Source organism: Serratia sp. H1w, from assembly GCF_000633355.1.
Taxonomy (GTDB): domain Bacteria; phylum Pseudomonadota; class Gammaproteobacteria; order Enterobacterales; family Enterobacteriaceae; genus Chania.
Map to the genome: position 1 here is coordinate 53,407 of NZ_AYMQ01000041.1, position 20,482 is coordinate 73,888.

Annotated in this window: 19 protein-coding genes; 10 read left to right on the forward strand and 9 right to left on the reverse strand. The window is 55.2% G+C overall.

Translation table 11 applies throughout. The annotated features are described in order from the left end of the window. Window positions 1-6: 6 nt before the first annotated feature. Complete coding sequence (locus U869_RS0107665; protein WP_025118867.1) at window positions 7-333, reverse strand: YnfA family protein; 327 nt, start codon at window positions 331-333, stop codon at window positions 7-9. A gap of 134 nt (window positions 334-467) precedes the next feature. Here U869_RS0107665 and U869_RS0107670 point away from each other — a divergent pair, with 134 nt between their 5' ends. Together U869_RS0107670 and U869_RS0107675 are read left to right on the forward strand one after the other, a co-directional pair. Continuing rightward, a complete protein-coding gene (locus U869_RS0107670; RefSeq protein ID WP_025118868.1) occupies window positions 468-827 on the forward strand; it encodes a DUF1283 family protein in 360 nt (119 codons plus the stop codon). A 78-nt stretch (window positions 828-905) separates the two neighbouring features. Then, window positions 906-1,208 (forward strand): DUF1161 domain-containing protein, encoded by a 303-nt coding sequence (locus U869_RS0107675; RefSeq protein ID WP_025118869.1) that lies wholly within the window; start codon window positions 906-908, stop codon window positions 1,206-1,208. A gap of 86 nt (window positions 1,209-1,294) precedes the next feature. Here U869_RS0107675 and U869_RS0107680 read toward each other — a convergent pair whose 3' ends face one another. Then, window positions 1,295-2,788 carry an MDR family MFS transporter gene (locus U869_RS0107680; protein WP_369795029.1) on the reverse strand — a complete coding sequence of 498 codons (1,494 nt, stop codon included), beginning with the start codon at window positions 2,786-2,788 and terminating at the stop codon, window positions 1,295-1,297. A 355-nt stretch (window positions 2,789-3,143) separates the two neighbouring features. Between U869_RS0107680 and U869_RS0107685 the strand changes: the two genes are divergently transcribed. Then, window positions 3,144-4,514, forward strand: coding sequence for a cytochrome c peroxidase (locus U869_RS0107685; RefSeq protein WP_025118871.1), 1,371 nt, complete (start codon window positions 3,144-3,146; stop codon window positions 4,512-4,514). A gap of 108 nt (window positions 4,515-4,622) precedes the next feature. Continuing rightward, on the forward strand, window positions 4,623-5,903 hold the full coding sequence (clcB, locus tag U869_RS0107690; protein WP_029987187.1) for a voltage-gated ClC-type chloride channel ClcB: 1,281 nt from the start codon (window positions 4,623-4,625) through the stop codon (window positions 5,901-5,903). On the opposite strand, the gene bioD is transcribed toward clcB, so the two are convergent. The 3 genes from bioD to U869_RS0107705 all read right to left on the reverse strand — a co-directional run bounded on the left by bioD (window position 5,891) and on the right by U869_RS0107705 (window position 8,998). Further along, entirely contained in the window at window positions 5,891-6,571 is a 681-nt protein-coding gene (gene bioD / locus U869_RS0107695) for a dethiobiotin synthase (protein ID WP_025118873.1), read from the reverse strand. The genes clcB and bioD overlap by 13 nt on opposite strands. Before the next feature lie 163 nt (window positions 6,572-6,734). Continuing rightward, entirely contained in the window at window positions 6,735-7,952 is a 1,218-nt protein-coding gene (locus U869_RS0107700; protein ID WP_025118874.1) for an ROK family transcriptional regulator, read from the reverse strand. Between the two features lie 143 nt (window positions 7,953-8,095). Then, window positions 8,096-8,998 (reverse strand): LysR family transcriptional regulator, encoded by a 903-nt coding sequence (locus tag U869_RS0107705; protein WP_025118875.1) that lies wholly within the window; start codon window positions 8,996-8,998, stop codon window positions 8,096-8,098. Window positions 8,999-9,142: 144 nt separating this feature from the next. Here U869_RS0107705 and U869_RS0107710 point away from each other — a divergent pair, with 144 nt between their 5' ends. Together U869_RS0107710 and tus are read left to right on the forward strand one after the other, a co-directional pair. Continuing rightward, window positions 9,143-10,399 carry an MFS transporter gene (locus U869_RS0107710; protein WP_029987189.1) on the forward strand — a complete coding sequence of 419 codons (1,257 nt, stop codon included), beginning with the start codon at window positions 9,143-9,145 and terminating at the stop codon, window positions 10,397-10,399. Window positions 10,400-10,525: 126 nt separating this feature from the next. Beyond that, window positions 10,526-11,461: a DNA replication terminus site-binding protein gene (gene tus / locus U869_RS0107715; protein WP_025118877.1), complete on the forward strand. Its 936-nt coding sequence runs from the start codon at window positions 10,526-10,528 to the stop codon at window positions 11,459-11,461. A 43-nt stretch (window positions 11,462-11,504) separates the two neighbouring features. Here tus and U869_RS0107720 read toward each other — a convergent pair whose 3' ends face one another. The 3 genes from U869_RS0107720 to U869_RS0107730 form a co-directional block, all read right to left on the reverse strand. Next, on the reverse strand, window positions 11,505-11,882 hold the full coding sequence (locus U869_RS0107720) for a VOC family protein (protein ID WP_037408066.1): 378 nt from the start codon (window positions 11,880-11,882) through the stop codon (window positions 11,505-11,507). 81 nt (window positions 11,883-11,963) lie between these two features. Then, the gene (locus U869_RS0107725; protein ID WP_025118879.1) at window positions 11,964-12,653 is read right to left on the reverse strand and encodes a YafY family protein; all 690 of its coding nucleotides are present in this window, start codon (window positions 12,651-12,653) and stop codon (window positions 11,964-11,966) included. 3 nt (window positions 12,654-12,656) lie between these two features. Further along, the gene (locus U869_RS0107730) at window positions 12,657-13,547 is read right to left on the reverse strand and encodes a LysR family transcriptional regulator (RefSeq protein ID WP_025118880.1); all 891 of its coding nucleotides are present in this window, start codon (window positions 13,545-13,547) and stop codon (window positions 12,657-12,659) included. Window positions 13,548-13,653: 106 nt separating this feature from the next. Between U869_RS0107730 and U869_RS0107735 the strand changes: the two genes are divergently transcribed. Beyond that, window positions 13,654-14,313, forward strand: coding sequence for a peroxiredoxin-like family protein (locus U869_RS0107735; RefSeq protein ID WP_025118881.1), 660 nt, complete (start codon window positions 13,654-13,656; stop codon window positions 14,311-14,313). A gap of 42 nt (window positions 14,314-14,355) precedes the next feature. Here the strand turns inward: U869_RS0107735 and fumC are convergent, their stop codons facing one another. After that, the gene (fumC, locus tag U869_RS0107740) at window positions 14,356-15,753 is read right to left on the reverse strand and encodes a class II fumarate hydratase (protein ID WP_025118882.1); all 1,398 of its coding nucleotides are present in this window, start codon (window positions 15,751-15,753) and stop codon (window positions 14,356-14,358) included. 190 nt (window positions 15,754-15,943) lie between these two features. Here fumC and manA point away from each other — a divergent pair, with 190 nt between their 5' ends. The 3 genes from manA to U869_RS0107755 all read left to right on the forward strand — a co-directional run bounded on the left by manA (window position 15,944) and on the right by U869_RS0107755 (window position 20,472). Continuing rightward, entirely contained in the window at window positions 15,944-17,122 is a 1,179-nt protein-coding gene (manA, locus tag U869_RS0107745) for a mannose-6-phosphate isomerase (RefSeq protein WP_025118883.1), read from the forward strand. A gap of 128 nt (window positions 17,123-17,250) precedes the next feature. Beyond that, a complete protein-coding gene (locus U869_RS0107750) occupies window positions 17,251-18,819 on the forward strand; it encodes a YdgA family protein (RefSeq protein ID WP_025118884.1) in 1,569 nt (522 codons plus the stop codon). A 186-nt stretch (window positions 18,820-19,005) separates the two neighbouring features. Further along, window positions 19,006-20,472, forward strand: a complete 1,467-nt coding sequence (locus U869_RS0107755; protein WP_025118885.1) for a YdgA family protein — start codon at window positions 19,006-19,008, stop codon at window positions 20,470-20,472. Window positions 20,473-20,482 lie beyond the last annotated feature (10 nt).

Genomic DNA, 20,482 nt, shown 5'->3' on the forward strand with positions numbered 1-20,482 from the left:
TAACATTCAGGCCGTACGCCAACCAGAAACGATAATCAACATCCCTAGCAGCGCAACCCCTGCGCCCAACCAATCCATCGTCGAGAGTTTCACTCCGTCTACCACCCGCAGCCAAAGCAACGCCGTTGCCACATACACGCCACCATAGGCAGCATATACTCGCCCGCTGGCCGCCGGATGCAGCGTCAACAACCAGACAAACATCATCAGGCTAGCCACCGCAGGCAGCAGCAACCAGGCGCTGGCATTTTTCTTTAACCACAGGTATGGCAGGAAACAGCCAATGATTTCGGCCAGTGCCGTGGCAAAAAACAGTAACGTGGTTTTTATCATTGCGGGTATTTCTCTCTGTAAATTAAACGAACAAGGCTCGGCGCTGGTGCAATATAACAGCAGGGTGATATATTTAGCCCATGTTACAGCCAGTGTTGCTGGTGGATGCGACACACACTTATAAGGATGAAACCATGAAATTACTTTCCCTTCCGCGCCTGATGCTGCCGGTGGCCATGTTATTGTTGGCCGGTGCCTGGCAGGCTCCGGCTTTCGCGGCCTCCTGTACTCAAGGCAGCACCTGTGTCACGGTTGACGGCAGCGGCGGCGCAGCAATGAGCAATGAACAGGCTCGCCAAAGCAAAGAGCAGTGGAACGAAACCAAGTCTCTGCGCAGTAAGGTCAACACCCGCGTAGAAAAAGAGTTCGACAAGGTTGATCGGGCCATTGACGATGAAGATCGTTGTGATAACAGCTACAACGTCAATGCCTATTGGGAACCTTCAACCCGCAAGTGTCTGGATCGTACCACTGGCCGCCAGATTACGCAGTAATCGGCCAGCAAGAGTAAACGATCCAACCTGATGCTGCTATCCTGTAAAGAATATTCATTCTCAAATAAGGATGGAATGATGAAAAAAGCGCTCGTAGTAGGTGTACTGTTATTAGCCACCGCGCCACTGGCCGCTTTTGCTGCCTCATGTGAGAGCATCAAGGCGGAAATTGCGCAGAAGATTATCAATAATGGCGTGCCTGAATCCGGCTTCAAGCTGGAGATCGTCCCTAACGATCAGGCTGACCAGGCCGGTGGGCAAGTGGTCGGCCACTGTGGCATGGACACACAGAAAATTGTTTATACCCGCCTCCATAGCGGCGACGACAGTGGCGATGCGGCACCAACTGGCACCAGCCAGGATACCCCAGCTCCGCAGTAACCCCTCACCCTAACCCTCTCCCACAAGGAGAGGGGACTGAACGTGCTACAAATTGACACCTGCACCTACCGCCCACTTTTCCTTTCTTACGCTTGTTTGGCCTCTTCTGCTTCACTCTGTGGCCGATGGCTCGCCGGGATCAGCATGGCCGCCCCCAAGGCAAACAGTGATATCAATGCCGAGACCAGAAACACCCAATGCAGCGAAGCGGCAACCAGGTCGGTAAGATGGCTTAGTACATCGGGCTGCATGGCATTACGTACTGAAGGATCCATTAACTGCTGTAACGGATCGCTCGCATCTGGCAAACGCAGATGCAGGTTGAGATTCAGCGTGGCGCCCAGAATGGCGGTACCGATGGCCGATCCGACCATTCGAGTAAACACCGTGCAGGCCGTCGCGATACCGCGAATGCTGTAGTGAGCCGCATTCTGTACCGAGACCAGGAACGTGGTGTTACACAACCCCATGCCGACACCGATGATGAACGCCGCAACCCGCCCCCACAACAAACCGCCAACAGGTTGCAACATCAACAGGATGAAACCACCGGCCGCCAACAGTAACGCACCGAGCAGTGCCGTGGTGTGATAGGAGGTCAGCAGCATCAAACGGCCGCTCAGCGCACTGGCCAGCGGCCAGCCAATCGACATCAAAGCCAACGTGGTACCTGCTTCCAGCGGCGTTCCACCCTTCACGCCCTGTATAAAGGTGGGCAGGAAAGCGCTGATGCCCATCATGGCAGCACCGATCGCCACGCCGCCAATATTGCCGGCGATAATGACGCGGTTTTGCCACAGTGCCAACGGGAACAACGGTTCCGGAGCACGACGCTCCTGCCGAATAAGCAGGATCAGCGCCAGTAACGCCAACACCAGCAGTGGCATCACCCACCATCCCAGCATTTCTGCCTGCAACAGTGACAGCAGCAAAGCGGCGACAAAGATCGTCAGCCAGGCCGTACCCGCCAAATCCAACGCGTGCTTGCGCCCCTGCTTGAAATCAGGCAGATAGCGGCCGAGAAAAAACATCGCCAACAGGCCAATGGGCAGGTTGACCCAAAATACCAACGCCCAAGACAGGTGCTGCACGATAAACGCACCCAGTAGCGGGCCAAGGATGGCGGAAACGCCCCAAACGCTGGATAGATAGCCCATCACCTTAGGCCGCTCGGTAGCACTGTAGATATCGCCGATGATGGTGGTGGCGATCGGCATGATGGCTCCTGCTCCCAGCCCTTGCAGCAGGCGGAAGGCGATCAGCCAATACATATTGGTTGAGAAACCACAGAGGATCGAGCCCAGCAGGAACAGCGTAGCCCCAAAGAAGAAAACGGGTTTGCGGCCATACAGATCTGCCAACCGCCCATAGATCGGAATGGTGATGGCCTGTGCCAGCAAATAGACTGAAAACACCCAACCCAGCAACGAAAAACCACCCAGGTCGCTGATAATGGTCGGCATCGCGATGGCGACAATAGTCGCCTCAATCGCGGACATAAACATCGCCAGCATGCAGGCGAACAGGATCACCGGCCGGTGGGCAATCGGGGCAGCGTCCGCAGAAGTGTTAGTGATCATCAGGTTATCAGTTATCCCTCTATCTTTATTTTCCCGAAGTATAACAGCCAGAGGGGGCTGTGCATTTACTCTCGACACGTTCCAGCGGCAATCCAACCATCAAATAATTTGTGACACCGTCACTTTTAAATGCAGCATATTGATAAATAGGTAATTTCTTAGAAATGCGCTGTGTGCTGCGCCACGCCTGTCTCATCGTTAGAACCTATCTGAACGATAGCGTACACCAATCATAGTGATTGATTTTAATCAAGTTGCTGACCGCCCCTGGCCGTGACAATCCCATTGCCCAGTTTTTCATCACCTTATTTCGATGTTGGGCAACCCGGCAGTAAACTCATTGGAGCGAGATATGATTAAAAAAATTATTCTGGGATGTGCCGTTACCGCGGTCGTCGGTTACTTAGGCACCGTCGGTTATATTTATCATTACGATCAGCAACGCCAACCTGTCGTTGCCGATAATTCCATCGATACCCTGTTAACCCGTAATGGTTGCGACTATTGTCACTCCAACTCGGCAAAGCTGCCCTTCTATGCCGAGCTACCTATCGCCAAGCAAATCATGGCGCAAGATATCCTCAGCGGAAATCAGCATTTCAACCTCGATGCAACCCGTTCCGCCTTGCAACAGAAAACGGCAGTACCTGAAGTCGACCTGGCGAAGCTGGAAGCGGTGCTGCAAAACCAGGAAATGCCACCAACCCTGTACAAGATGGCCCACTGGTCAGGTAACGTCAGTGACGGCGACCGCAATGAATTACTGAGCTGGATCCGCCAACAGCGCGAGCAGTTCTACACCCCACCGGATACGCCAGCCGAACTGCGCGGTGCCGCCTTACGGCCAATACCCGCCTCGCTACCTACAGATCCGCAAAAAGTCGCATTAGGCTTCCGCCTGTTCCACGACCCGCGCCTGTCAAAAGATAACAGCATCTCTTGTGCCCATTGCCATAAGCTGGGTGAAGGTGGCGTCGATGGCCGTGTTTCATCACTGGGCGTCGACGATCAGGTCGGGCCAATCAACGCCCCGACGGTGTTTAATGCCGCCTTCAATATGGTGCAGTTCTGGGATGGCCGCGCGGCAGATTTGCAAGCCCAGGCGGGTGGCCCGCCAATGAACCCGATCGAGATGGCCTCAGACTCCTGGGACGAAATCATCGCTAAACTGGATCAGGATGCCTTGCTGAAGGCCGATTTCCGGCGCGTCTATGCTAACGGTTTCACCGGCGACAATATAACCGACGCCATTGCCGAGTTCGAAAAAACGCTGATCACGCCAGATAGCCCGTTTGACCGTTACCTGAAGGGTGACAGCGACGCACTGACGGCCCAACAGAAACATGGCTACCAGCTGTTCCAGCAAAACAAATGCGGCACCTGCCATACCGGCGTCAACCTTGGCGGCCAATCCTATGAGGTAATGGGGCTGAAAGCAGATTACTTCGCCGCTCGCGGTAATCCTACCGAGGCCGATCTAGGTCGTTACAACGTCACTAAAAATGAAGGCGATCGCCACCGCTTCAAAACCCCGACGTTACGTAACATCGCCCAAACCGCGCCTTACTTCCATGACGGCAGCGTGACTTCACTGCATCAGGCGGTCAAGGACATGCTGACCTACCAGGTTGGCGTTAGCCTGCCTGACAGCGATATCAAGGATCTGGTGGCGCTGCTGGAAGGCATGAGCGGTAAATATCAACCAGCAACGCCTCCAGGCGGTTAAGACTTTAGCCACAACGCCAGTGGATCAGCTAAAGATTCACTGGTTTTCAGGTGGGTAGACAAGCACAATGCCCACCTGATCCTCTTATTTTTCATCATCTGCCGACGCATGAAACAATTGGTCCCTCTGCACCACTATCGCGCCCTGCTGCGCCATCTGTTTATTGCCATCTTACTCGGCATTTGTGCTGCGCTGGCCGTGTGGTTATTTCACCGTGCCATGTTCGGGCTTGAATGGTTATTGCTGGATCACGACGAAGGCAGCCTGGTGGCAGCCGCGGCTGCATTACCCGGATGGCGTAGAGCATTAACACCTGCCTTGGGTGGATTGGCCGCCGGCTTTTTGCTGTGGATGTATCAACGTTACCAACATCAGCAACCCGGCGCGCCTACTGACTACATGGAAGCAATTGAGACCGGGGACGGGCGGTTAGCTGTTAATGCCAGCCTGATAAAATGCCTGGCCTCACTGCTGGTGGTCTCCAGCGGCAGCACCATTGGCCGCGAGGGAGCGATGATCCTGTTGGGGGCATTGGTCGGCTCGGTATTCGCCCAGCGTTTTACTCCGGCGAAAGAATGGAAACTGTGGGTGGCTTGCGCTGCTGCGGCCGGGATGGCCAGTGCCTATCACGCCCCGTTAGCGGGCAGCCTGTTTATCGCGGAAATCCTGTTTGGTTCACTGATGCTGGCCTCGCTTGGCCCAGTGGTGATCGCCGCCGTGAGCGCGTTGCTGATGACCAATCTGCTGAACGGTGGCCAGGCCCCGCTGTATATCGTGGAACCGCTGGCGGCTCCCTGGCCGGTGCAATATCTGTTGATGGCCTTGGTGGGCATACTGGCGGGAGTTTGTGGCCCGCTGTTTCTATGGGCGATGGCGGCCAGCGGAAGAGCATTTCGCTCGCTCAACCTTAAGCCCCCGCTACAACTGGCGCTTGGCGGGCTGATCGTCGGGTTACTTTCCCTTCTGTACCCCGAAGTCTGGGGGAATGGCTATAGCGTGGTGCAATCCTTGCTTACGGCACCACCGGGGATGTTGTTAGTGACGGCGATTCTGATTTGCAAACTGTTGGCCCTGCTGGCCAGCAGCGGCTCGGGTGCCCCAGGTGGCGTATTTACGCCGACGTTATTCGTGGGGGCCGCGTTGGGATCGGTCGTGGGCCAGATGTTTGGCCTGTGGCCGGAGTTGGGGACTGCAGTGCCAATTCTGCTGGCACTGACCGGTATGGCGACCTTGCTGGCTGCCACCACTCATGCGCCGATTATGGCGGCATTAATGGTGTTTGAAATGACCGGGGAATATACCCTGCTGCCAGGCATTCTATTGGCTTGCGTTATCGCCACGACGATTGCTCGCGGGCTACGCCCGCTGTCGGTCTATCACAACGCGTAACGATCAACCAGTTGGGAAACGTCCAGATACTGTGCCAGCTCACGCTGTTCCGCGCGTGGCAGATAAGGGATCTCACCCAGCAACGGAGCAGGAATGCGCTGCTGCATCGCATCAATGGTTTCTGCGTAGTGTGCCAAACCGGGGTTGATACGGTTGGCGACCCAGCCCAGCAATGGTAAGCCATCGTTAATAATTGCCTGTGCGGTCAATAGTGCGTGGCTGACACAGCCCAGTTTGATCCCGACGACCAGAATGACGGGTAACTGTTCCTGAACCACCCATTCGGCATAAGGGCGAAGATCGTTCATCAAGACACGCCAACCGCCACTGCCCTCAACCACGACCGTATCAGCCTTGGCAGAGAGATGCTGTAAACCACGGCTCATCAGCCCGTAATCAATATCCTGGGTCGCATGGGCATGAAACACCTCATCGAGGCAGGTGATCGGATTGATTTCGTCGTAGGACAGCGGCAGTGAGGAAGAGGCCTGTAAAACCAAAGCGTCTCTATTGCGGATGCCTTCGCTGGTTTCCTGGCAGCGGGCCGCAATGGGTTTATAACCCGCCACTGAACGGCCTTGCGCGGCGAAAGCCTGTAGTAAACCGCGAGAAACCACTGTCTTGCCGACGTCGGTATCAGTGCCTGTAACAAATAAACGCTTTAACATGAATAGATTGCCTTGAGATGCCTCGTTAACCTGAAAAATCGCCGTAAATTGCGACGAGAGTCGTCCTACGGGAAAAGTCTAGGGGATGCAACTCAACGGGGGCTTGAGGTAGCTCAATCTTTTGGCGGTAAATAATAAGAAACTCTGATAAGAATAACTTATATCAACCTTGCAGCAGTTTCACCAATAAAGAACCGTTATACATCGCTTCTTTCACCAATGCGGCTCCCGGCATCGTGCCCTGGTTGAAAAACTGAGTGGATTCAACCTGAACATGCTCGCTATAGGCAGGTAAGGATTGCTGGCGAATGCAGGAGGCTATCGCCGGATGAAGTATTTCTGCGGCCCGGTTCAGCGGCGAGCCTACCAGGATTTTTTCCGGGTTGAACAGATTAACCATGATCGCCACGATGCGCCCGACGCTGTGGCCAACGCCAAGAATGATGTCTTTGGCTAACTGATCGCCTGCCAAGGCCGCATCGCACAACGATTCTACCGTCAATGGCGCGCTGTGGAGCACCGAGGACATTGAACCGCCTAGCCGCTGTTGGGCAATTTCCAGCATGTTTTCAATGCTGGCGACCGTTTCCAGACAACCGTGGTTGCCGCAATAACAGCGTTTACCGTAAGGGTCGACCTGTGTATGACCAATCTCTACCACGCTACTGCTGCCCGCATGCAGTACGCGCCCGTTGGTGATCACCCCTGCGCCGACGTTATGATCGATGACCACCTGGATAACGTTCATGTTGCCACGTGAGGCTCCATATAACGCCTCTGCCATCGTCCAGGCGCAGATATCATGCTGTACGTAAACCGGTAGCCCCGTCAGTGCCTCTAGTGCTGGCCCCAGCGCCATCTCATTGACGTCATAAAACGGCATACGGTGAACAACACCGGCGGCGGTATCAATCATACCGGGCAGCGTAATGGCAATGGCGGTTAAACGTTCCAGTTTGCTTTGGTGGCGGATAAAGAATTGGTCAACTTCGCTGACGATGCGCTGTAATAACGGCTCTGGATGTTCGGCCTTGAGCGGTAGTAGTTCCTCAACCACCATTTTGCTGCTGAGATCGCGCAGCGCCAGGGTAATGGTGCCACGGCTGATACGCGCAGAGAGGTAGTGCCAGGCTTCGGTGTCCAGCACCAGGCCAACGGCCGGGCGGCCACGGCTACCCACTTCCTGGTATTCGGTTTCCTTGACCAGATGCGCTTCGAGCAGTTCACGCACGATCTTGGTGATACTGGCTGGCGCCAGCTGTGCGCGCTTGGATAATTCGATGCGCGAAATCGGCCCCAGCCGATCTATCAGCCGGTAAACTGCCCCTGCATTGGTTTGCTTGATCTGATCAATATGCCCAGGCTGTCCATCCGCAATCACACACCCGCTCCTACTATTTTTCGCGCTTCTAAATAAAGATTAGAGGCTATGGTGGGGCTTTTAGAATACAGCGTCAACTATTTGATTCGTTATGTGATTAACAGCACAAATTCGCTGATATTTGACCGGGAAACGCCTCATATTTACACAGTTGCCGGTGCCAGCATCAACACCATTAGCGCCTTGGCCGCAGCCGTTAACGGTCTACTTCGATGATGCACTAACCAGACCTCGGTCATCGCCTCCGGTTCGGCTAGGGGAAGATAGGTCACTCCGTCGATCTTCACCCGGCCAAAGGACATTGGCAGGATCGAAATCCCCAACCCGGCCGCGACCAGACCGATAATGGTCATCGCTTCCCCCACTTCTTGTGTGATGTAGGGCGCAATCCCGGCAGTGGCCAACAATGCCAGGATTTCGTCGTACAGTGCGGTGCCCACTTCACGGGAAAAGAACACAAAGGGTTCCAGGGCCAAATCGCAGAAACGCAACGTGCCCGGTGCCTTTAGCGTCAACGGGTGGCCATTCGGAACCACAGCCAGCAAAGGTTCACGCAATAGCAACTGGTGCTCAAGCGCATCCGGCAAGCGAGTGTTGCGCATCACGCCCAGATCAAGGCCACCGTTTAACAACGGCTCAAGCTGCTGTTTGGTGTTGACCTCACGCATTTTGATATGCACATCCGGTGATAACTGCCGGAACGCACGTAAACTGCGAGAAACCACGCTGATAAACGGGGCCGAAGAGGTAAAGCCAATCGTCAATTCACCCAGCTCCCCACGTTCCAGGCGTGCCGCCTTTTCGGCGGCCCGATTAACCTGGGCAAGCACCTGATAGGCCTCTTTCAGGAACATTTCCCCCGCCTGGGTCAGGCCGACATTACGGTTATTGCGCGCCAGCAGACGTGCGCCCACCATTTCCTCCAATGCCTGGATCTGTTGGCTAAGCGGCGGCTGGGAGATCCGCAGCCGTTCCGCCGCCCGGCCAAAGTGCAGTTCTTCGGCCACGGCAACAAAGTAACGCAGATGTCTGAGTTCGATACTCATACTTTAAACGTCTTAATTATGATGATTAATATATTAGACAAAAAACTCACCTCTCCCTATGATTTTGTGATTCAAGACGTGTTTTTCATCTCCCGAACCCGGTAAGGAAACGTTGTGACAACCGCTTCGCGTTCTGCGGCTAGTATGCCAAAAACGCTGCCTGCTCCTGACAGTGCCCCACCTACCAAACGTGCTACGCTGAATAAACTTCCCTACATTGAACGCGGTACACCGCAGTTTATGCGTGTGACCTTGGCGCTGTTCTCTGCTGGGTTGGCTACTTTTGCGTTGCTGTACTGTGTGCAACCGATCTTGCCGGTGCTGTCGCACGATTTTGGCATTTCCCCTGCCGAGAGCAGCCTTTCTCTCTCCTTCTCCACCGGGTTGCTGGCCATCGGCCTGATGTTTACCGGCCCGCTGTCCGATGCGATCGGCCGAAAGTCGGTGATGGTGGTGGCCTTGCTGTTGGCGGCAATCTGTACGTTAATCTGTGCCTTTATGACCAGTTGGCACGGCATATTGCTGATGCGAGCGCTGATCGGGCTTTCACTGAGCGGGGTTGCAGCGGTCGGGATGACCTACCTCAGCGAAGAGATCCACCCCAGCTTCGTGGCCTTTTCCATGGGGTTGTATATCAGCGGTAACTCGATTGGTGGCATGAGTGGACGCCTGGTGACCGGGGTGCTGACCGATTTCTTCTCCTGGCGCGTCTCGCTGGCGGTGATTGGGGTATTTGCTCTGGCGGCAGCCTGTATGTTCTGGCGTATTCTGCCCGCTTCCAGGCACTTCCGCGCCAGTTCATTGCGGCCAAGGACGCTACTGATTAACTTTAAGCTGCATTGGCACGACAAGGGGCTACCGCTGCTGTTTGCCGAAGGCTTTCTGCTGATGGGCAGCTTTGTGACGATGTTCAACTACATCGGCTACCGCCTGCTCAGCGATCCCTATCATCTTAGCCAAGCTATTGTGGGCCTGTTGTCGGTGGTCTATCTCACCGGTTCGTACAGCTCACCCAAGGCGGGTGCCCTGACCTCCAGATTTGGCCGTGGCCCGGTGCTGCTTGCTTCCATCATCATTATGCTGATCGGGATACTGATCACCGCCCTCGCCCCTGTAGCCACCATCTTTATCGGCATGATGCTGTTCACCGCCGGTTTCTTTGCCGCCCACTCGGTTGCCAGTAGCTGGATTGGCCGCCGCGCTCGCCGCGCCAAAGGCCAGGCTTCGTCGTTGTATCTGTTCTGTTATTACGTTGGATCCAGCGTTGCCGGCACGCTTGGCGGAGTGTTCTGGCATAACTTTGGCTGGGGCGGCGTTGTCGCCTTTATCAGCGTGATGCTGTTATTGGCCCTGCTGGTTGCCCATTATCTCAAGCGACTGCCAGAAGCCGCACGCATTTAATCCCCTGAATAGAAAAGAGGGTGCCGCCATTGGCACCCTACCAAGCAACGGTCACGCTGTGGCCGAAGTTGCCACCTCGGTTACTCTACCCTATAGTGTATGTTGTAACTAAAATGCGAGGTGAAAATGGATAAGTACAGCCTGATCGGCAGAATGAATGCGCGTTTTAGCGAGTTGGAACAGGCGTTGGCCCTGCTCCACCAGCAAATTCTGCCATTACGTTTATTGGCCGCACGGGTGTTCAGCCTGCCGGAAATCGAAAAAGGCAAAGAACACACCGCCATTGAGCAAATCGAAGTGGAACAGCACGTGGGCCAGGCCGCGCGCGATTTGGCTCTGGAGCACTATCAGCGGCTGTTTATCCACCATAACCGCCAGCACATCAGCAGCAAGGCAGCGGTAAGGTTGCCCGGTGTCATCTGCCTTGAAACCGAACGGGCCGACTATCTGGCGCTACAACAGCAGATCGCCCTGATCAACCGGCTGAAAGCCGAGCTGGAGCAGATCATCACCGTCGAGTCCGGCCTCGCCCCCGAGCAACGCTTTGAATTTGTGCATACCCACCTGCACGGTTTGATCACCCTCAGCGCCTACCGTTCCATCACCCTGCTCACCAACCCCGATTCCGTGCGCTTTGGCTGGGCCAACAAGCACATCATCAAGAAGGTGAAACGCGACGATATCCTGGCTCAGTTGGAGAAAAGCCTGAAAGCCGGGCGCGCCGTTCCGCCCTTCAACCGCGAGCAGTGGGCCGAGCTGGTTAGCCGTGAAATAGACGACGTCGGCAGACTACCGCAGAACGCGATGCTGAAAATCAAACGGCCGGTGAAGGTGCAACCCATAGCACGCGTCTGGTATCAACAGCAGCAAAAACAGGTGCAACACCCCTGCCCGCTGCCGCTGATTGCCCTATGCCAACCTGAGATGGGCGCACAGGTGCCAAAGATCGGTGAACTGTTCAATTACGACGTGACGACGGTGAAACACAAATACAAACCAGAGGCTAAACCCCTGCGGTTACTGGTGAAACGCCTGCATTTGTATACCGATATTGCGGGTTGACTACCGGGCGCAGCATGCAGCGCCCAGCGAGCAATAAAAGGCGTTATTCGTCGTTAAGTTGGTAAACACGCAGCCGGTGACCATCGAGATCCTGCGCCACGAAGGTGTAGCCAAAGTCCAGATCGACCGGAGTTTGTACGATGGTGAGCCCTTGATCCCGCCATTGCTGATAGAGCGCATCGACCTGTTGCGGCTGTTCGCACATAAAGCAGATCTCCGTACCGCCCCCGGTCGCTGTCGCCGCAGGCTCAACGGTATGTTTTGACCACATGCCCAGCTTGAAACCGTTGCTCAAGATAAACAAGGCGAAGGTAGGAGACTGCTCGACAGGCTCGGCACCCAGCAATTGGCGATAAAATTCGGCGCTGTTTTCCGGGCTATCGACATAAATCATGGTCATGCTTGGGGTTGGGTTGCTCATAACGTTTTCCTTGTGATGAAAGCCGGTTGGCTCTGATAACGTTACTTTAATTCGCCCTACTGACAGTTTCTGGCAGTAGGATCATTGCGGCGAAATATTCTCACTTTCCCGCCATTGCTTCATCAGCGCCCGGCGGCCAGCAGGATAACGCTGCGGCAACGGCGTTAACCGGCCAATGCGGTCAAGACGGAAATGGCGGATTGCGCCACGCAATTCACACCAGGCCATCAGGATCTGCACCTGCTCGAAATACCCCATGGCAAACGGCCACAAAATACGCTCGCTGCCATTACCGGCATAATCCCGATACTCCACCGTGATCTTGCGTTCGAGACGTATCGCCTCACGGATCGTCACCAGAATGCCGTCATCGACATAAGCGGTGGGCACCGGGCCGATCAGCAACGTATTGGCATCCAGCTCGTCCCGCAGTTCCGCAGGCAACACGGCGGCAATTTTGGCCAGCGCATTGGTCGCCGCACCGGCAAGTTGGCTATGACCCCGGCGCTCCACCCAGCGCATGCCCAATACCAGCGCTTCGATCTCCTGCTGCGAGAACATCAGTGGGGGCAGCATAAATCCCGGTCGCAATACATAGCCGATACCCACTTCACCAACAATATCCGCCCCCTGCTGCTGCAAGGTCGCTATATCGCGGTACAGGGTACGCATGCTGATCCCCAACTCTTCGGCCAGGGAATGCCCGGCGACCGGATAGCGATGGCGGCGCAGGATCTGCATCAGATCGAGCAGACGTTGAGTGCGGGACATCGGTTACTCCCGTTGCAGTAGCAGTTGTTGAATAAAGTCGGCAAAGGCGCGGGCCTTGGCCGAGACAAAGTGCCCACTGGGAAACACCGCCCACAGCGCCAACGGCGGCAATTGCCATTGCGGCAAAACGGCAACCACCGTTCCCTCACGTAATTCACTACGAAACAGCCCTTCACAGGCTACCGTGGCACCAAAACCGGCCACCACCATTTCACGCAAGCACTCCGTAGCACTAACGCGCACCCGACCCTGTAATCTGACCTGTTGCTGCTGTTGCTCGCGAGTGAACAGCCATTCCTCAGCGCTACCCACTCGGTGATGGATCACCAGCTCATGCTCTAGCAACTCCCGTGGCTCTTGCGGCATCCCCGCCTTGGCAAAATACACCGGAGCCCCGATGACTCGTTGCGTTGCCGAACCCAATTTGCGGGCGGTGAAACCAGAGTCGGTTAAATCACCGACGCGTAAAGCAATATCGATCCCCTCGGCGATTAACCCCAACTCACCCTCATCAAGCAACAGATCCATGGCCAATTCCGGGTTGTCGTGTAAAAAGCGGCTCAAGTCCGCTAGCTCAATCAGCCGAGAAAACACCGCAGCCGATGCGACCCGCAGCCGGCCAGTCAACACTTCGGCTACGCCTGAGACGGCCGATTCGGTTTCCGCCACCTCATGAAAGATGTGCTTGGCCCGCAGGTAAAGCTGTTGCCCCGCCTCCGTTGGCCGTAAACCATGAGTCGAGCGGAGCAGCAAGCGCGTATTCAGCTGTTGTTCCAACCGGACAATGGCCTTGGATACCGCCGGTTGACCAATATTAAGCCGCCGGGCCGCAACGGAAAATGAGCCCGCTTCAAACACGCTGATATAGGTGGCGTAGTCGCCCAGTTTATCCATCCCGCCATTCCCCGCCGGAATAACCATTAGTGATCAACGCACTCTACCCCCTTACCGCGGCAATAGGCAAACTGACAGCCGTCCATTCGCTATCTTAAGGAACAGTATGAAACTTCAGGATCGGCTCGACGCCTTCAGAATCGCTTTCGAAGCAGGCCAACTGCCCTTCAAGCTTGAGGCCTCGGTGCATGGGCTACTCCGTCAGGGGATTGACGAGCTCATCAGCGCGGAAATAGCCAGCAACGCCTTGAAGGTCGGCGATCGCGCCCCAGAGTTTATTTTGCCGGATACCCTGGGCAACCCAGTCTCTTCCCGGCAATTACTGGCGCAAGGGCCGCTGGTAGTCAGTTTCTATCGGGGGAGTTGGTGTCCCTACTGCAATATGGAGCTCCAGGCTCTACAAGCCGTGCTGCCCGAGTTGCGTAGCCGCCATGCCAGCCTGGTGGCCATTTCGCCACAGTTGCCGGTTAACGGCCAGCAAATGCAGCAGGAGCATGACCTGACGTTTCCTTTGCTGACGGATAGCGGCAATAGCCTGGCGGCCCAGTTTGGTTTACGTTTCGAGTTGGCAGATTATATAGTCGAACTGTACAGCAATAGCTTGGGTCTCGATCTGACCAAACTTAACGATCGCAGTGGCTGGACATTGCCGATCCCTGCCCGCTTTGTAATCGCACCTGATGGTGACATCATTGATGCAGAGGTTAACCCGGATTACACCCGGCGTGCGGATCCGGGCCGGTTGGTTTCACTACTGAACGGTTAACTATCAGCGCCAGGCACGATGGGCTGTGCCTGGCCTTTGGCATCATTTCTTCATGCTGCCGACCATCTCCTCTGGCCGCACCCATTCATCAAACTGCTGCTCGGTCAGATAGCCCAACTTCAGCGCCGAGGCTTTCAGGGTCAACCCTTCCTTATGCGCCTGTTTGGCAATTTCTGCCGCCTTGTCGTAGCCGATATGGGTATTTAACGCCGTAACCAACATCAGGGACTCGTTAAGCAGTTGGCCGATGCGGTCGCGGTTCGGTTCAATCCCCACTGCACAGTGTTCATTGAAACCGCTCATGCCGTCCGCCAGCAGGCGGATGGATTGCAGATAGTTATGGATCACCATCGGGCGGAACACGTTCAGCTCAAAGTTTCCCGAAGCCCCGCCAATGTTCACCGCTACGTCGTTGCCCATCACTTGCGCACAGAGCATGGTCATGGCTTCGCACTGGGTAGGATTGACCTTCCCCGGCATGATCGAACTGCCCGGCTCATTTTCAGGGATCGCGATCTCGCCAATGCCGCAGCGTGGGCCAGAGGCCAGCCAGCGCACATCGTTGGCAATCTTCATCAACGAAGCGGCCAATCCCTTCAACGCCCCGTGGCTATGTACCAGTGCATCGCAGGTCGCCAAGGCTTCAAATTTGTTCGGGGCAGTCACGAACGGCTGCCCGGTAAGCTCTGCCAACGCCTTCGCCACGCGGACGGCATATTCGGGATGTGTGTTCAGCCCGGTCCCCACCGCCGTGCCGCCTAAGGCCAGCTCACTGAGATGCGGTATGCTGGCCTCAATATGTTTGAGGTTGTATGCCAGCATTGCCGCCCAGCCGGAGATTTCCTGCCCCAGCGTCAGCGGCGTAGCATCCTGTAAGTGAGTGCGGCCGATTTTCACGATATCGCGGAAGGCTTCCGCCTTGGCATGCAACGTGTGGTGCAGCGCCTTCAACTCTGGGATCAGATGCTCGCGCACCGCGATCACCGCGGCAACGTGCATGGCGGTCGGGAAAACGTCGTTGGAACTCTGACTTTTGTTGACGTCATCGTTGGGATGAACCCGCCGCGCTTCACCACGTTCGCCCCCCAGCAGTTCGCTGGCACGGTTGGCCAGCACTTCGTTCATGTTCATATTGGTCTGGGTACCGGAGCCGGTTTGCCAGATCGACAGCGGGAATTCATCAGGATGCCGATCGGCCAGCACTTCATCGGCAGCCTGGATAATGGCTTTACCCCGCTCGGCGGGTAACAATCCCAAATCCATATTGACGCTGGCTGCCGCACGCTTGGTCATCGCCAGCGCATGGATCAGCGCCGGGGGCATTTTTTCTGACGAGATACGGAAATGTTCCAGCGAACGCTGAGTCTGCGCGCCCCATAGCTGGTCTGCGGGTACTTCGATGGGGCCCATTGAGTCTTTTTCAATCCGAACGCCTGCCATCACGGTCTCCTTTACACAATGAAAATGCCAACATGATTCAACTTGTTGGCGAGCCCTCTCAGTATAGCCAGATAATAACTATTCGCATTAACGTCCAAGACAAAGCGCATTTTTAGACATCTTGGCTTGCATGCGCCTGCGCCGCATTGTTTACTTAGCGCAATTTTCTTGAGATAGCAGGGATACAATCATGCAAAAAATGACTAATGCCATCCAAAACTACGCCTGGGGCAGCGCGGATGCGTTAACCAAGCTGTATGGCATTGCCAATACGGCAGGCAAACCAATGGCCGAACTGTGGATGGGCGCCCACCCGAAAAGCAGCTCACAGGTGGCCGATCAGGCGGGGAACCTGCGTTCTCTGCGTGAGGTGATTGACGCCGACCAACCAAAACAGCTGGGTGCCGCAGTGGCACAACGCTTTGGTGAACTGCCATTCCTGTTTAAAGTGCTGTGTGCTGACCAGCCGCTCTCCATTCAGGTGCACCCGAGCAAAGCCGCCGCAGAGGTAGGTTTTGCCAAAGAGAATGCCGCCGGTATTCCGTTTGACGCCGCAGAGCGCAACTATAAAGATCCCAATCACAAACCAGAGCTGGTCTTTGCCCTGACGCCATTCCTGGCGATGAACGGCTTCCGTGAACTGGACGATATCGTTGCGCTGTTACAGCCGCTTTCCGCCGCACATCACGATATTGCCGCCTTCCTGCAACAGCCGGATACCGCCCACCTGGCGACCCTGTTTGCCAGCCTGCTGGGAATGAGCGGTGAGCAAAAAACGCTGGCGCTTGGCGTGCTGAAAGCCGCGTTAAACAACCAGCAGGGTGAGCCTTGGGATACCATTCGCTTTATCGCCCGTTTCTACGCGGACGACAGCGGCCTGTTCTCGCCACTGCTGTTGAACGTGGTCAAACTGGCACCTGGTGAAGCCATGTTCCTGTATGCCGAGACCCCGCATGCCTACCTGAACGGCGTCGCGCTGGAAGTGATGGCCAACTCGGATAACGTGCTGCGCGCAGGTCTGACCCCTAAATTCATCGATATTCCTGAACTGTTGGCCAACCTGCAGTTCCGTCCGCAACCGGCGTCTGGCCTGCTGACCCAGCCAGAGCAACGTGGCAAAGAGCTGTTCTTCCCAATCCCTGTGGAAGACTTTGCCTTCTCGCTGCACGATCTGGATGCCACACCGCAACCTCTGGAACAAAACAGCGCGGCGATCGTGTTCTGTGTTGAAGGTGAAGCAACGCTGGAGAAACAGGGTCAACAGGTGGTGCTGCAACCCGGCGAGTCCTGTTTTATTGCCGCCTTTGAATCCCCGGTGAACGTTGTGGGTAGCGGCCGTATCGCCCGCGTTTATAATCAGTTGTCTTAATTAGTGGTAAAATCGCGGCAAATAAGTTGCTAAGATGATTAGATTACCTACACAATAAAACGCCTACGGGCGTTTTTTTAATTGGTTGCCCTGCCCTCTACCGGCTTAAGATAAGGAAGAACAGAACTATGAAAAAATCGTTAGTCGCTGTCAGCGTCATTGTAGTGCTCGGCGCAGCATGGACTGGAGCCTCTTGGTATACCGGCAAGTTGATCGAGCAACGGATGGGGGAAATGGTCGACACCGCCAACAGCCAGTTGAAATCCGTGTTGCCGAAAGCTGGGGTAAAACTGAGCTACGAAAACTACCAACGCGGCATGTTCAGCAGCCAGATCCGTTATGTGCTGCGTGCCGACGGTAGCATCACCACCGATGATGCCCTGCTGAAGCCAGGCGAAGAAGTGGCCTTTATTGAAACTGTCGATCACGGCCCTTTCCCGCTGGCTCAGTTGAAAAAATTCAACCTGGTGCCAAGCATGGCCTCGGTACACACCGAGCTGGAAAACACGCCGAAAGTCAAAGCGCTGTTTGAAATCACCAAGGGTAAATCACTGTTTAGCGCCGATTCGCGCATCGCCTATAGTGGCGCTATCGCCACGTCTATCGATGTTATCCCGGTCGAATACCAGAAAGATAAATCCTCACTGAAATTCAGCGGTGCGAAAATTGACGCGGATATCGGTAAAGATATGCAAACCGCAGTGCTGGATGCCAGCAGTGACAGCATCGTCATCAGTGGCCCGAACGAGTCCGGCCAGAACGAACAGATGACCATGCAAGGTCTGACGCTGAAAAGCAACACCCATCAGGGTCAATACAGCCTCAGCCTGGGCGACCAGGCGCTGGGCCTGAAGCAGTTGACCGTAGCGGTTGACGGCAAAGACGCCGTGACGATGGAAGGCTTCAACCTGGCCAGCCAGTTCGGTGAGAAAGGCAACAGCCTGGCGGGTCAGTTGGATTACACCATGACGGCGTTGAAGATTCAGGGCACCGATTTTGGCGCCGGCAGACTGCTGTTGAAAGTCGATAATCTGGACGGCAAAGGCCTGAAAGAGTTTGCCGATCGTTACAACCAGCAGGCCATGAAGTTGCTGCAACAGGCCGAAACTCTGTCGCCAGAAGCCTACCAGCAGCAAACCGCAGAGATGCTGGTGCAGAACCTGCCGCTGTTGTTGAAAGGCAACCCAACCATCAGCATCGCCCCGCTGAGCTGGAAGAATAGCAAGGGTGAAAGTACCTTTACCCTGAACCTCGATCTGCTGGATCCGGCACAGGCTGGCGCTGCGGCCGAATCACCGGATCAGCAGCTTGCCCGTTCGGTGAAGAAAATCGACGCCCAGCTGGCGATTCCTGTCGCCATGGCGCAAGAAACCATGGCCCAGGCGGCTCAGCTGCAAGGCACCAGCGCAGCAGAAGCACAGCAGGCAGCCGAGCAACAGGTGAAAAGCCTGGCGGCAATGGGCGAGATGTTCAAGCTCACCAAGCTGCAAAATAACGTGATTGGCAGCAGCTTCAAGTATGCCGATAATCAGATCGAACTCAATGGCGAGAAAATGTCGCTGCAACAGTTCGTTGGTCTGTTCGGCATGTTGGGTGGCGGTTCCGCACCTGATGAAGAGAGTGCACCTGCAACCGATCCGCAGGATGCCGCTCCGGTACCAGAAGCCGCACCAGAGCCTATGATCCAAGGGCAGTAATACGTCTGGGGCTTGGAGATATGCCAGGCCCCTATTTTCTGCAAATTGATTAGCCTGCTACTTTTCTTAAACCCCCGCCGATTTCGCGTAAATCGATTGCCAAGACATCCCCTCTGCCACCACAATCATCCCCAATCTTGACCGTATTGTCGGCCTTCTCTCGCTGTAGAAAGGAATCAACAACGCATGAAAAAGTCATTAGTCGCTGTCAGCATCATTGCCGTGCTTGGCGCTGCATGGAGTGGCGCATCCTGGTATACCGGTAAACTGATTGAGCAGCAGATGGCAACGGTGGTCGCTAACGCCAATCAACAGTTGCAAAACAAGCTTCCTGATACTGGGTTTATGCTAAGCATTGAAAATTACCGACGCGGCATTTTTACCAGCCAGGTGCGCTATGTGCTGCATAATGAAGATCGTGCCATACAGGCTCCCGGCGACACAGTGGTAGCATTGGCCACCATCGATCACGGCCCTTTCCCGTTAAACCAGTTAACCCGTTTCAATCTGCTGCCGACGATGGCCTCGGTGCACGCCGAACTGGAAAATACGCCGGTTATCAATACGCTGTTTGAACTCGCCAAAGGCAAGTCCCCCATCACTTCCGATACGCGTATTGCTTACAGCGGCGATATTTCGTCGGTTATCGATATGTTCCCGCTGGATCACCAGCAAGGCGAATACCGGCTGACCTTCAGCGGAGCCAAGCTGACGCTCGGCATCAGCCACGATATGAAAGATGTCAGGCTGGATTTCAACGCTGGCGATCTGGATTTTGCTGATAAAACCCACAGCAGATTGGTGTTACGTGGCTTGGCATGGAACAGTGACACCAGGAAAAATCCCTTCGATTTCAGGCTGGGCACTCAGTCTTTAGTAGTGAAGCAGTTGCAAGTATTAACCCCGCAGACCGGCGCGGTTGAACTGGAAGGTATTACGATATCCAGCCAGACCGATGGTAAAGATAACTACCTGAATGGTCAGGCCGATTACCGCATCAACGCGTTAAAAATCAAGGGACACGATCTTGGCTCGGGCCAACTACGAATGAACGTTAACAATGTCGACGCCACAGTGTTGAAGGCGTTTATCGATTTCTACAATCGCGAAAGTATCAATCTGTTACAACAGTATGAAGGCACTCGGCAGCAGTTGGCCAAGCTGGTTGAACATAATCTGCCGCTGTTGCTGAAAGGCTATCCAACCCTCAGCATTGCGCCGTTCAGTTGGAAGAATAGCCAGGGTGAAGCCAGCTTCTCCTTTACTCTTGATCTGCAAGAAGCGCTGCAGACAGGTACTGCCGCTTCACCGGAGCAGCAACTGACGCAGGCCATCAAAAGGCTGGAAGCGCATCTGACGATCCCGGAAGCCATGGCAACGGAAGCTTCGGCTCAGTTGGCGCAACTACAAGGAGCCAGCGTGCAACAGGCGCAAGCGATGGCACCACAGCAGGTGCAAGGCCTGGTCGCCATGGCGCAGCAGTTTAACCTGCTTACGCAGAAAGACGCGGTGATCGGTAGCAGCCTGCGCTATGCCGATAATCAGGTGGAACTCAATGGCAACAAAATGTCGTTGCAGGTGTTTATCAGTCGCTTTGCCGGGGGTAATCCGGTAATCGAAACCGCGCCAGAGCAACCGGCTCAGTGTCATTAGGCCGGTGTTG